Origin of the sequence: Thermoplasma volcanium GSS1 (assembly GCF_000011185.1) — an archaeon.
In the GTDB taxonomy this organism is placed as follows: domain Archaea; phylum Thermoplasmatota; class Thermoplasmata; order Thermoplasmatales; family Thermoplasmataceae; genus Thermoplasma; species Thermoplasma volcanium.
On record NC_002689.2, the window covers coordinates 976,757 to 990,509 of the forward strand.

General features: G+C 40.7%; 13 protein-coding genes and 1 pseudogene. 11 read left to right on the top strand and 3 right to left on the bottom strand.

Annotated elements, in window-relative coordinates; translation table 11 throughout:
• Positions 1-22: 22 nt before the first annotated feature.
• Both TVG_RS04990 and TVG_RS04995 read right to left on the bottom strand, forming a co-directional pair.
• Positions 23-355 (bottom strand): hypothetical protein, encoded by a 333-nt coding sequence (locus TVG_RS04990; protein ID WP_010917183.1) that lies wholly within the window; start codon positions 353-355, stop codon positions 23-25.
• Positions 356-534: 179 nt separating this feature from the next.
• Positions 535-1,122, bottom strand: a complete 588-nt coding sequence (locus TVG_RS04995; RefSeq protein ID WP_010917184.1) for a hypothetical protein — start codon at positions 1,120-1,122, stop codon at positions 535-537.
• Positions 1,123-1,244: 122 nt separating this feature from the next.
• Between TVG_RS04995 and TVG_RS05000 the strand changes: the two are divergent.
• Positions 1,245-2,438: pseudogene (locus TVG_RS05000) on the top strand (argininosuccinate synthase).
• Complete coding sequence (locus TVG_RS05005; RefSeq protein ID WP_010917186.1) at positions 2,435-3,748, top strand: lyase family protein; 1,314 nt, start codon at positions 2,435-2,437, stop codon at positions 3,746-3,748. Before TVG_RS05000 ends, TVG_RS05005 begins: the two are co-directional and overlap by 4 nt.
• Here the strand turns inward: TVG_RS05005 and TVG_RS05010 are convergent.
• Positions 3,735-4,583, bottom strand: coding sequence for an SMP-30/gluconolactonase/LRE family protein (locus tag TVG_RS05010; protein ID WP_010917187.1), 849 nt, complete (start codon positions 4,581-4,583; stop codon positions 3,735-3,737). The two genes, TVG_RS05005 and TVG_RS05010, sit on opposite strands and share 14 nt — an antisense overlap.
• A 161-nt stretch (positions 4,584-4,744) precedes the next feature.
• Between TVG_RS05010 and TVG_RS05015 the strand changes: the two genes are divergently transcribed.
• From TVG_RS05015 to TVG_RS05055, 9 genes are all read left to right on the top strand, one after another.
• Positions 4,745-5,683 carry an MBL fold metallo-hydrolase gene (locus tag TVG_RS05015; protein ID WP_010917188.1) on the top strand — a complete coding sequence of 313 codons (939 nt, stop codon included), beginning with the start codon at positions 4,745-4,747 and terminating at the stop codon, positions 5,681-5,683.
• A gap of 36 nt (positions 5,684-5,719) precedes the next feature.
• Positions 5,720-7,009 carry a TrpB-like pyridoxal phosphate-dependent enzyme gene (locus TVG_RS05020; protein WP_156769096.1) on the top strand — a complete coding sequence of 430 codons (1,290 nt, stop codon included), beginning with the start codon at positions 5,720-5,722 and terminating at the stop codon, positions 7,007-7,009.
• A 320-nt stretch (positions 7,010-7,329) separates the two neighbouring features.
• Positions 7,330-9,045: a tetraether lipid synthase Tes gene (gene tes / locus TVG_RS05025; protein ID WP_010917190.1), complete on the top strand. Its 1,716-nt coding sequence runs from the start codon at positions 7,330-7,332 to the stop codon at positions 9,043-9,045.
• Between the two features lie 37 nt (positions 9,046-9,082).
• Positions 9,083-9,484, top strand: coding sequence for an archease (locus TVG_RS05030; protein WP_010917191.1), 402 nt, complete (start codon positions 9,083-9,085; stop codon positions 9,482-9,484).
• Between the two features lie 129 nt (positions 9,485-9,613).
• On the top strand, positions 9,614-10,069 hold the full coding sequence (locus TVG_RS05035; protein ID WP_010917192.1) for a PadR family transcriptional regulator: 456 nt from the start codon (positions 9,614-9,616) through the stop codon (positions 10,067-10,069).
• Positions 10,050-11,039 carry an ATP-binding cassette domain-containing protein gene (locus TVG_RS05040; RefSeq protein WP_048054009.1) on the top strand — a complete coding sequence of 330 codons (990 nt, stop codon included), beginning with the start codon at positions 10,050-10,052 and terminating at the stop codon, positions 11,037-11,039. The genes TVG_RS05035 and TVG_RS05040 overlap by 20 nt, the downstream gene beginning before the upstream one ends.
• Positions 11,040-11,843 (top strand): ABC transporter permease, encoded by an 804-nt coding sequence (locus TVG_RS05045; RefSeq protein ID WP_010917194.1) that lies wholly within the window; start codon positions 11,040-11,042, stop codon positions 11,841-11,843. It abuts the gene before it with no gap.
• A 103-nt stretch (positions 11,844-11,946) separates the two neighbouring features.
• Complete coding sequence (locus TVG_RS05050; protein WP_010917195.1) at positions 11,947-13,095, top strand: radical SAM protein; 1,149 nt, start codon at positions 11,947-11,949, stop codon at positions 13,093-13,095.
• Positions 13,096-13,100: 5 nt separating this feature from the next.
• On the top strand, positions 13,101-13,751 hold the full coding sequence (locus tag TVG_RS05055) for a metal-dependent transcriptional regulator (protein WP_010917196.1): 651 nt from the start codon (positions 13,101-13,103) through the stop codon (positions 13,749-13,751).
• The last annotated feature ends 2 nt before the right edge of the window (positions 13,752-13,753 follow it).

The following is a 13,753-nucleotide window of genomic DNA, read 5'->3' on the forward strand; positions in this document are numbered from 1 at the left end:
TTTACTTAACATATAGTGAAATTTAGAGGGAATAATACCAACGATAAACTGAATCAGCGTTTATGTACTGAAGGAGGAGAGAAACTTTATAAGTACCATGAACAAGTACGAAACTGCCAGCCGCAGGAATTGGACCCGAGTAGACAACGGTTATGTTTTGACCGTATGCATACAGAACGAATATAGATCTGTTCGTACTTTGCAATTCATAGACTATTTCACCATATATATAGTACGAGTGGCCTTCTTTCATCTCTGAAACAGGTGTTGAGGAGATCGGCGGTATCATGCCGTATACTAGAAGCACAACTGCAACGAGTGCTAAGATTGAAAGAAATAGTGTTTTTTTATACATTGGTCAATGTATACGATAGCGTATATAAGAATTCGTTTTAGTGATTCAACACATTGGCCCTAGGCGAATTTACGGACAAGTTTAAGCATCCTTAGGGATTGATTTATGGCTGGTTGGCAAACAAAAGTGTCTCGAAGAATAAATTCGGATAATTTCCGGGATTTATCATTAGAGGTGTATCAGAAAAAGTCAGTAAGTGATTTATAAGCAGGAATTGAATCTTCTCTCTTCAATACGATCATTGTCTCGTTTGAGCATGATATGAGCTGTATAATGTTTATGCCCATAGAATATACACGCTCCACAACATTCAACGCAAACCCTGGGGTGCTAACTATCTCAGGAGGAGAAAAGATGTGGATTAAGCTCACGTCCCTCTGTACCTGAACGTCTTTTGGTACTGTTTTTGTTCTCGATTCATCGATAATGTATACCACAGAATCAGTTAAAAAAGTAGCCGATAAATAATCTACATCTACCTTATGCCTCGAGGTTATGACTGTTACCTTGTCCTGCAGAACAATTTTACTTTTTCTGAGAAGATCATCGGTATATTTTCGATAGTCTTTGAACCCGGCTTGCTGCAACAGCTTCTGAAGGGAGGCCCTGACAGATAGGGGATTCAGATTCGTGTACTTTTCGCTTATCATCTTTGCAAGTGCGTTAAGATTAAGAAGCCCGTCCCTAAAGGTGAGGTAAACTTCAGGCCTCAATGAAACGTACTCTAAGACCTTCCTTTCAACGTCGCCTTTGCCACTTCTTTTCATAATCTCAGAAATCATAAACTAATATTAATTCTTCGCACATAAATTGAAAAATTATGATTAAGTCTACTGATATATGATATTTTACAAAAGATTAGATATAATCGATAAATATCAAACGGTTAATGAAAGAATTACTCCTTTTGTATTCAGGAGGATTAGACACATCAGTGATGATCAAGTGGATGAACGAAAATCTAGGCTACGACGTATCAACCCTTACCCTGGACATAGGTAATAACGACCTCAAATCCATAAGAGAAAAGGCGGAGGCCATAGGTGCAGTAGAAACATTCGTAGAAGATGTTTAACAAGAATTTTCATACGAATACATTTCTAAATCAATCCTCGCTAACGGAAGTTACGAAGGCTACCCGTTATCTACAGCGCTGGCAAGGCCGCTTATGGCAAAGAAGGCTGTTGAACTTGCTGAAAAACATGGTTTTGAGGCCATAGCACATGGATCAACAGGTAGAGGCAATGATCAGGTAAGATTCGAACTTGGAATAAAGGCACTAAACCCAAGCTTAGAGATGCTTGCCCCAGTGAGAGACTGGAACATGCTGCGATCCGAAGAAATAGAATATGCAAAGAAAAATAATATTATAGTACCATCAGACGGCAAGTATTCAGTTGATGAAAACCTGTGGGGCAGATCCATAGAGGGATCGGAAATTGAGAACATGTCCTTGCCTGTACCAGAAGATGCCTATGAGTGGCTCGTACCGCCCTGGGAAGCCGGTCCTGGCGAAGTTATAAAACTTGAGTTTAGCAATGGCCTGCCCGTGGCAATTAACGACAGTGATTTTGAATTACAGAATTTGATAGCCAATTTAAATATAATAGGTGGCAGGAATTCAATAGGGCTTATAGATCACGTTGAGGATAGGATAACTGGAATAAAGAGCCGTGAAGTTTATGAATGCCCTGCCGCAGAGATAATAACGTATGCGCATGGATACTTGGAATCTCTCATATTAAACAAGCATGAAATTTCTATAAAATCGTTCTTAGATTCAAAATTTTCACAATTTGTCTACAACGGGCTCTGGTATGATCCTGCTATGAAACCATTGATAGCCGGAGAGGAGATCTTGAACAGCGAGATAAATGGATCAATATCTCTTAAATTATATAAGGGGAAAATTTACTTCAACGGATCCAAAGGAGCAAACTTTAGCTACAACAGTAATGTAGCCAATTATAGCACGTATGAGTTTGATCAGAAATCCTCAAAGGGCTTCATAGACATATTCAAAAATGATACCGTATACTCCATTCTTGCTAGGCAAAAGGCAAAGGAGGAGGCTTTAAGTTGAAGATATGGCAAGGCGGGGCAGCAAAACCCTCGGAATATGATCCGATGGAATACCTGGTCAAATTAGATGTTTCAGCTGATACAATACTCGAAAAGTACGAAATAATCAACTTGATGGCCTATCATTATGAATTAATAAAAATTGGCATCATAAACGAAGAAGATGGCAAATGCTTACTAAATGCTTTAATAAAAGCCTACGAGGGAAAAATAACGATAGATGTAAAGGATGAAGATGTGCATACTGCAATTGAAAATTGGGTAAAGGGCCTATGCCCCAAAAATTGGGAGAATCTAAGGCTATTCCTGTCAAGGAATGAACAAGTCCACGCAGACATGATACTTTATCTGTTGGATTCATTCTATAAGATGAATAAAATATTCCAGTCATGCATAGAAAAGACAATAGGGGTAAATGGCGAAGGCTATCTACCAGGGTATACCCATTTCCAGCAGGCGATGCCGTTTACTTTCAAAAGTTTTATGAATTCGGTGTTACTGCTTCTGGAAAGAAATATTTTGAACGTTCATGATTTTTTCCAAAAGATCAGGATAAACGTATATGGATATGGTTCAGGATATGGTTCTCCAATTTCTGCCAAATTTGATAAGATGGGTGAATTATTGGGTCTAAGATATGATCATAAGAACCCCATATTCTTATCTTCATTGTATCCTCAAACCCTTCTTGAAGCTTCCCAACTCATCGTTACCATAATGATGCCCCTTTCAAGGTTGTCATCAGACACAATAAATTACTATTCAAGAGGAATAATGGACATACCAGACGAATTCACAACTGGCAGTTCTCTAATGCCAAACAAGAGAAATCCGGATTATCTTGAGATGATCCAAGGTTTAGCAGCTGAATCTGTCGGTGTATCATCTTCAATAGCTTCAATAGCCCTGAATAAACAAATTGGCTATCATAGAGATTTTCAGATTGCAAAAGATTCCATCGTGTTTCTGATTGAGAAGCTAATAGCGCACCTGGATCACTTGCCGGACCTTTTAGGCCGTATTGAGTTTTTTAAGGAAGCATCGGAACGTGCTGTAGAAAATTCTTCATATGCAACCATGAATGCGTGGAATGCCTTCTTTAAAGGAACGAGATGGAAGGAGGCATACGCTCGCATCGGGAATATGGTAAGGGAAAACAACGAACTTGAGAAGGTAGATTTCGAGACCCCTACTGATAATCTGGATATCGCTAACACAAGAAGGATAATATATGAAGAAAAATATATTGTGGATAGTTTTCTATCGGTTCCGGAGAGATTGAAAAACTTGATCAGGATTACCGAATCTTAAACACGAAAGTAGGCGTTCCTTTGTACTGTGTTTCTAATTCAAACAAGGAACCCCCTAAATCCTCCGGATCGCCACTTGATGCTGATGATACGTAGAGTGTGTTTAAGCCTTTTCCTGCGAAGACTGCTGATGTTATGTTTTTAGCAGGCAGGTCATATTCATCTATCTTTCTCTTCCTCTCTGGATCCCAAACCGATAATTTCGATCCACCCCAATGGGCAACGAAGAGATTTCCGTCTGAGTCTATCGTCATGCCATCCGGTGATCCCTGCTCTTCTTTAAAATCCACTGCTATATCCTTCGATATTATGTTCATTTCAGCATCGAAGGAATATGCCCTAACTTTCCTTGTTGGCGTATCGATATGGTAAAAGATCCGCCTTCTTGTATCCCAAGCTATGCCGTTCGATATCGTCAAGTTACTGAGAAGCCTTCTTACTCCTTTGCCGTTGAACACGTAAAGCGAGCCGATTGGCCTTGATTCCTTCAAATCCATTGTTCCAGCTACGTATCTACCTTCTGGATCAGCCTTTCCATCATTGAACCTAGTTTCATTGCTCTCATCTTTGAGTTCGAAAAGAAGGGTGTGATTTGCCTGATCGTCTATTGAATAGAATCCATGACCTATAGTTGCAGCCATCAGATCTATGTTTGTCGGTACTATAGACGATATCATGCCTACCGATTCAAAGTTGTATATGCTGCCATCGTTTAGATCCAGGTAGTGAAACTTCTTGCCTGTTATATCTATCCAGTACACTCTATTTCTTTTCGAATCATAGGTCGGGCCTTCCCCGAGCTGATCGATCTTCTTTGCTATAATTTTCATGTCCATAATTTAAGATATCGCTTTCTCCCTAAATCATTTGGGGTACTAATCTGAACTCATAGATATTAAATGGATAGAGCATAGTTTCAAACCAATGGAAAACGCAATCGGTATTTCATTAGAATGAGCCTTGATCATTATTTTATAGGTAAAGTACATTAAACGGCATGCAGACTCACGTTGAGACCTTTACAGTACCAATTGCGATCAGGGCGCTCAAGACAGCAAATATTTATCGAGTTCCTTCAGACAAGGGATATATTTTAATCGATACAGGAATGTCAGGCGATTCCGTCGATCAAATAGTAAAGGAATCAAATGATATTCAGGCTGTTTTTTTGACACACCTCCACATAGATCATGTCGGGGGTGCACTAAGAATACACGAAGAGTTAGGAGTGCCTGTTTATATGAACTCAAAAGATATAAATCTCATAAGGCAGGTAGCAAATGATAAGGAGGCCTACATTAAAAAATATGTTGATATATTCCGTGGAAATGGAGTTCCTTTAAGCATGCAGGAAGATCTAATACACATGCATCCGGTCATAAATTTCTATGAATACTACTCTAAACTTGGTTTCCTGCAGGACATCAGCAATCTAAAATTAAAGGAATTGAAGTTCGTACCGGTACCAGGGCATTCTCCGGGTTCGACCGCCGTAATTACGGAAGACGGATACATGATGTTTTCCGGGGATCACATATTAGAGAGAATAACGCCAAATATTAGTGTATATGGAGAGGAAGATGATCTTGGAAATTACCTAAAAAGCCTTGAACTTGTCAAGAAATTATCGCCGAAGATCATATTCCCAGGGCACGGATCGAGAATAGATGATCCGCTAAAAAGGATATCTGAAATAGAAGAACACCACGCTGAGAGGATAAGAGCAATCGCACAAGCCCTCAACGAAAGTAAAACTGCCTTCGAAATCGCTGAGTCCATTCCTTGGAGCAAGGGGAGAAAAATGGATACTATGAACTTTATGGAGAAGAATTTCGCAATACTTGAGACTATTTCTCACCTTCGCCATATGGAAGCTATAGGGATGGTAGATTCTAAAGATGAAAATGGTATCATAAAATATCGCATCATAAAATAAAAGCATAACGCATATATTTAATACAAGAAAGTCATAATCATTACCATGATAAGAATCGATCTAAAGCAAGACGATATGCCAGACCATTGGTACAATATTTTGCCCGATCTTCCAGAAGAGTTGCCAACACCAAGGGATGAAACCGGCGAGGCCTTCGAAACGCTGAAGAAAGCAGTGCCCACAAAGGTACTGGAATATGAGTTTTCTGGAGAAAGGTATCCAAAGATTCCAGGGGAGATCTACGAAAAATATATGCAGGTCGGCCGGCCTACGCCAATCATCAGGGCAAAGAATTTAGAAGAATTCCTTGGTGGCAATATAAAGATATACCTAAAGATGGAATCATACACGTATTCTGGTTCGCACAAGATAAATAGTGCCCTTGCCCATGTATTCTTCGCCAAGCAAGATAATGCAAAATTTGTTTCAACAGAGACTGGGGCTGGGCAATGGGGATCTGCTGTTGCGCTCGCCTCAGCGTTGTTTGGTGTCGATTCTCATATATTTATGGTACGTACAAGCTTCTACGCCAAGCCGTACAGAAAGTATATGATGTATATGTATGGCGCTCATCCTCACCCAAGCCCATCAGAATTTACTGAATACGGAAAGGAAGTTTTAAAGAAGAATCCTGATACGCCAGGTTCGTTAGGGCTTGCAATAAGTGAAGCGATACATTATGCTCTGGATAATGGTGGCAAGTACATTGCTGGCAGCGTTATAAATTCAGATATACTTTTCAAAACTATAGCGGGAATGGAGGCCAAGAAACAGATGGAAATGGCAGGCGAAGATCCGGACTATGTAGTCGGAGTAGTAGGTGGCGGTTCGAACTATGCAGCACTTGCATTCCCATTCCTAGCAGATGAACTTCAGTCTGGCAAGGTAAAGAGGACATACATTGCATCTGGTTCGAAAGAGGTGCCAAAGATGACCGAGGGAGAATATCGATATGATTATCCAGATACAGGAAAAGTCCTCCCTCTCTTAAAAATGTACACGATAGGCTATGACTTTATACCGCCAGCGGTCTACGCAGGCGGCCTTAGGTACCACGCCGTAGCACCAACGTTAAGCCTCCTCATGAATAAGGGAATAGTACAAGCGAGGGATTACGATCAGGAAGAAGCCTTCAAATGGGCCAGAATATTCTCGGAAAAGGAAGGATACATACCTGCCCCCGAAACTTCTCACGCTTTGCCAATACTAAAAGAGATAGCTGACAGCAATCGCGGTGAACGTGAGAAAAAAACCGTTCTTGTCAGCTTTTCTGGCCATGGCCTTCTAGATCTAGGCAATTATGCAGAGGCAATGCATTTTGAATAATCAATATTGATTAGGATTAATTTTTAATACAATGTAAAACTACAACTTTTGTAGCTGAATTATAAAAAACATATCTTTTTCTAAGTCCTATGTACATCAGAAAAGTTAATATATTTGTAAAATCAACCGCTACTATCGTTTTTAGGTTATTAGCTGATTTGAAAACAAAACAATTTTAATAGGGGATACTTTTATAGTGTTGGTGAATTGAAGAGATGCTTTCAGTTGAAAAGGAAAAATACCCTAACATTAGGTTCGCCAGTGATTTTGAAATAAGCGAGAATGCTCCATTTAAGACGGTCGATGAGTTTGTTAAGGAAATGGGCCACCTCATAAACGAAGACATGCTTGTTATAAGAGTAACAGAAAGCCTCTGCCCTGGCTGCGTCGATGAAGAGAAATTCGACCAGATGAGGATCCCAGCAATAGTATACGAAGAAGGCGGAGATGTAAAGTTAATAAAAGAATGCCCAGAGCACGGGATAACCACAGAGAAGTATTGGGAAGACTATGAGATGTTTGAGGAGGCAAAGAAATGGCAGGATCCAGGTATAAAACTTATGAATCCTAACGTTGCCTACTATGCTTCCAAGATTGTTTGCCCGACTCACTGCGGGCTCTGCGTCAAACACAAATCGCATACTGGATTGGGCAATATAGTAGTCACGAATAGGTGCGATCTGTCATGCTGGTACTGTTTCTTCTATGCTAAAGAGAATGAGCCAATATACGAACCGACACAGGATCAGATAAGGATGATGCTCCGCCGCATGAAGAATGAAAAGCCAGTCGGGGCAAACGCAGTGCAGATAACTGGTGGAGAGCCCACAATGAGAGACGATATCATAGACATAGTAAGAATAGCGAGGGAAGAAGGTTACGATCACGTACAGTTAAACACCAATAGCGTAAGGGCAGCGTTTGACCCAGACTTTGTTAGGAAGGTAAGGGAAGCTGGATCAAACGTTATATATACTAGCTTTGATGGTCCAACACCAAGGTCAAACCCAAAGAACTTCTGGGAAATACCTGATGCACTAGAAAATTACAAGAAGGCACCGCTTGGGGTAGTGCTAGTTCCTACTGTGATAGGCGGGGTCAACGATATGTATCTGGGGGATATCATAAGGTTCGGATTATCGAACATAGACGTGGTCCGTGCAGTAAACTTCCAGCCTGTCAGCCTGGTAGGAAGGATGCCAGACAGGGCCAGAGCGAAGCAGAGGATAACGATTCCGGGAGCAATAAAGAAAATAGAACAGCAGACCGATGGTCTCATAGGTAGGGAAGATTTCTTCACTGTACCGTCTTCAGCAGCTGTATCTAACTTCGTTGCTGCACTTAAGGGCAGACCGACATACAAACTATCAATCCACTATGCGTGCGGTATGGGAACATACCTGTTCAAGGATGACGAAAAGGTAATACCCGTAACTAGGTTCGTAGATGTGAAGGGTATGTTCGAGTATATACAGAATCTTGCTGATGAGATAGAAGATTCTACATTTAAGAGCCTCAAGAAAGTGGAGACTACCACAAGGCTGCTCTACAACCTCAAGAAATTCGTAGATTATGAAAAAGCTCCAAAGGACTTCAAGTTGAAGGACATGGTTTATAATGCATTTACAGAAGGGGACTATCATGGGCTTAAGGCTTTCCACTACAAATCCATGTTCATAGGCTTCATGCACTTCCAGGATCCGTACACATACGATGTAGATAGGGTAGAGAGATGCGATATCCACTATGCGATGCCTGATGGCAGAGTTATACCATTCTGTGCATTCAACGTTATACCAGAGCTATACAGGGACTCAACACAGAGGAAATACTCGATACCTGCAAAAGTATACGAAGAAAAGACAGGAAGGAGCCTTAAGAAAGAGAAATACTTCAGGGAATACAGTATGGAGGATAAAAAGAGGATAATAGCCTTCTATGAGAGGAGCATCGGAAGGAAATTGACAGAAGAGGAGATAGGGCAGAAACTAGAGGATCCAATACCTGTTATTTCATCACAGAATCCAGATATGTGATGAAACTTTTTTATCTTTTTTAATCATTAAGGTAATATTGACATACGAAATTCTTGATCATGAAAGCGATATCGGTATAATGGTCTACGGAACCACCTATGAAGAGTTGTTTTCTAACGCCGTATATGCCATGGCCGATCTTATTTTGGACGTGGGCAAGCTTAAGGAAAAAAGAAAAATGCATGAAATTATAAGAGGCAATACACCAGAGGATATAATGGTAAACCTCCTGTCCAGAGTCCTTTTTTACGTTGACACATATTATACTCTTTATTTCAGGGCCACATGCAAGTACGAGGACAGTACTTTGGATGTATATCTCTACGGTTCGGAAATACCAGAAGAGGTAGAGTACAGGAACGTAATAAAGGCCGTTACGTACAGTGAAATAGCTGTTAAACCCGAAGACGGTTTTGCAAGGGTTATATTCGATTTATAATTGCCTTGAGTTCTAAATTTCTTGCCAAGAATTGGATTTAACTTATTGCGGGAGGAATAGCGATATTTATTTGTCAATAATATTAGCAAAACACTTATCAATTCTATATCGATATCGATTTCGATAACGTTGTTTGACAAGTTCAATTTCGTAAAGAGGAGGGGGAATCTCAAGTATTGGATATTGTACCTCGTTTCTACCAAGCCGATGAATGGAGCCGAAGTTATGGATGAGATCGAAAGGCACAGCTTTGGGATGTGGAGGCCGTCACCAGGATCGGTTTATCCTGCTCTAGAACAACTAGAAGCTGACGGCTTAGTTATAAGAAACGAAGACGGGAGATACGCGGCCACTGAGCAAGGGAAGGAAGAGCTGGGGATAACGAGTGCAGAGTTTTCCAGATCTCCAAAAACTGTATCCGGCATAGTAGATGAAATAGAAAGCATGGTAATGTACCTCTCCGACGTCATGCCTGTTCAGCCCGAAGATTCCAAGCTGAATGTTACAAGGCTAGAAAATGTCGTTTCGAAGATCAATGAACTCATTTCCAAGTGGAGCGGTGAAAATGCCGATAATAAAAACTGAGAACCTAACTAAAATTTATTCGGGGAACATAAAGGCCGTATCGGATCTAAACATAGAGATTGAAGAAGCCGAGATATACGGTCTGCTAGGCAAAAATGGGGCAGGCAAAACGACTACAATAAAAATGTTGACTACAGCTATAGAACCCACCTCCGGCAATGCAAAAGTTGCTGGTTACGACCTTTTGAAAGATCGCGAAAAAATAAGGAATATAATCGGTGTAGTCCCGCAGGACTTGACCACCGACGCTGATCTAAAGGGAATAGAAAATCTAAGAATGATAGCGGCGTTCTACGATATACCAAAGTCTGTAGCTGAATCAAGGATAAACGATCTCCTCAACATAGTTGATTTGACTGATTGGGGAAATAAGTATGTATCGCAGTACTCAGGCGGAATGAGAAAGAGGCTTGAGCTAATATGCGGCCTGGTAAATGCCCCAAAGATCCTGTTCCTAGATGAGCCAACGCTTGGTCTCGATGTAAATACCAGGGCGAAGATGTGGAAATATATAAGGGACATACAAAAGGAGCTTGGAGTAACGATAATATTGACGTCGCACTACCTTGAGGAGGTTGACGAGCTCGCAAACAGGATCTCAATAATTGATCACGGCAAGATACTCGTTACTGGTACGCCGGATGAACTAAAATCAAGCCTCAAGGGAGACATTATAACTATGCAGTTTTCAGGATCAGATGAAGCCGAGGCGGCCCGCTATTATCCAAACGCCTTATATTCTTCTATTTCTGGAGAAGACAAGGTGAGAATAAAAGTTGAAAACTCTGACGTAGAGCTACCAAAAATACTCTCTTATCTAACGCAGAAAGGCATATCCCCGTTGACAATAAACGTTAAGAAGCCCTCGCTTGACGAAGTATTTCTTGAGTACACTGGGAGCTCAATTGATGAGGATATAGGCCCGGAACAGTTCAGAAGGATGATGCAGAACGTAAGGAGGTTGAGGTAGATGGGTGGACTTTTACCCCTTACAGCTAGGGAGATTAAGAAATGGTACAGAAATCCAGTGTATTTAATTGTAGGCTTGCTACAGCCTGTTTTTTGGATTATACTCTTTGGGAGCGCCTTTGATATATCTAAGTTCGGCGGGCCTTTTGTATCAAGCTTCTTCAACGGTGCGCCTGACTACATAACATACATGATTGGAGGGATACTTACAATAACAGGCTTATTTACAGGCATGTTTTCCGGTATAAACATAATATGGGACAGAAGGCTTGGAATACTTCAAAGGTTTCTTGTATCACCGATAAAGAGGAGTTCAATAGTATTTTCGAGAATACTCGCTTCTGTCGTGAGGATAATTGTACAGGTGATCATATTAATTGCTATTGCACTCGTTATTCCAAATGGCCTAAGGATATCCAACAGCTTTACAGTTATAGATGCACTCATAATGGTATCAACGGTTCTGATGATATCGTTCATCTTCTCTTCCATATTCAGTATAATAGCTATCAGGATGACAAGAATGGAAACAATAATGGGCATAACGAATATGGTCAATCTTCCACTAATGTTCGCAAGTTATGCACTCTTCCCCCCTGATCTTATGGTTTCCTGGCTTAGTACCATAGCGAAGTATAATCCTGTATCATGGTCGGCCGAATCTATAAGGCTTCTGATAATATATGGATCGCTTAATTCCAGCCAGATGGCACAGCTTGGAACTTATCTGCTCTATCTATTCGCCCTGACCGTCGCAATGATCGTTCTAGTGTACTTCGTAGCTGAAGGAGGAATAAAGGAATAAACAGTTAATTTCGAAATTATACTACATGAGAGAAAAAGCGTTAAACCATTTAGAAATGACGTTACAATGCACAAGACTTATTGTGCACTGGGAGGCTCATTAAATGGATACTAATGGAAAAATCGAAAACGGTATAATCAGCGTTGAGAAAGACAACAAGATCGTCTTTACCCTTGATCTTTCCGGTAGATTTCTATTCTATGATAATGGAGATGCAACCTACAGGCGATCACTTGATAATAAATTCCTGCGTTTAAAGCACACTGAATCTGGAAGATCAGTGGAATTGGTCGATAAAGAGGCCGGCAATAAAATAGCTGATGAAGCATACAATTTCCTAGGATCGATAGCTGAAGATTTGCCGCAGGAACTATCAATATACGCTAGGAGGTTTTCCTCTTTAAACCATGAGTTTCTGGAGGAGGATGCCAAAAAACTCCATGGTATATATGGGATGAGTGTGCCAATAGTACCACCTGACCAATACTTCCCTGTTTATATTCAGGCTGAAAAGGGATGTTCTTGGAACAGGTGCACATTCTGCAAGTTGTATAGAGATAGAGACTACATGGTAAGATTACCTGATGAATTCAAGGAACACGTAAGACAGGTCAAAGACTACTTTGGTGAGGGCCTTTCTGCAAGGAAAACAGTCTTCTTGGGAGATGCGAATGCAGTAAATTTAGAACAGAAAACTCTCCTGTCTTATCTTGACTTAATAAAGGAAGAATTTGGGCTGCCAGTGTATGCATTTGTTGACGCAATCTCAACTCAGAAAAGAAAGAGCGAGATGCATTTTCGAGAGATGAAGGATCACGGATTAAAGAGGGTTTATCTCGGTCTCGAATCGGGAGATCCGGGTGTCCTGAGATTACTCAACAAAATGATGAACCTTTCGGAGGCCATAAACCTTGTAAACCAGATAAAAGATGCCGGATTGAATATAGGCATAATCTTGATGGCGGGCGCAGGAGGCAGGAAATTCTACGAAAACCACGTGAAGAATACTGCATCGGTCATCTCTCAAATGGACCTTGGAAGAGGTGATATAATCTACATCTCGCCTATATACGAGTTTGATGATGCTGATTACTATAATATATCTAAAGGCCTCGGCTCGCTTGATGACAACGAAAAGGAGAAACAGATAGGGGACTTGAAGACGTCAATTTATGAAACATACCAAGACATGAACGGTAAAAAACTAGAGGCGCCAATAGTAAAATACGATTTGAAGGAGGCTATATATTGAAAGTAATGAGGGTGCGTTCTGTTACCGAAGAAGATTACCTTAAAATAATACAAGAACTCGTGCTATATCAGGACTATGCACAGTTGTCTGATATAGCCAAGAGCCTACAGGTGAAAAGGCAGAGCGCTAGGGACGAGATAAACCACTTAATAGACCTTGGGATGGTGAAGAAAATCGATAGGGGTAAGTATGTGTTGACCGATCAGGGAGACATAGAGGCCAATATATTCCTAAGGAAACATAGAACAGCTGAAGTCCTTCTTTCTCAATGTGTAGGAATAGAGTGGGACGCTGTTGACAGAGAAGCGATGGGTATAGAGCACGGAATGACGGAAGAGATCATACATAGGGTCATCGAAAGATTTAATGCAAAGAGGTGCCCTCATGGAAATCCCATACCTAGCCCAGAAGGATATGTTGAAAAGATTGACGATGTTAGGATAACGGATCTGAATGAGACGGGAGATGTCATAATATCACGTATAATATACGAGACGGATGAGATACTTAACTATCTTTACGCTAACCAAATTCTTCCCGGAGCTAAAGTTAAGATAATAAGAACTGGCTTCCCTCTACAAATAGAAAAAGATGGAAGGCTATTGTCGCTAGATCCTAGCATAGCCAAAGCGATAAGAGTCTCTTCGATAAAATAAAA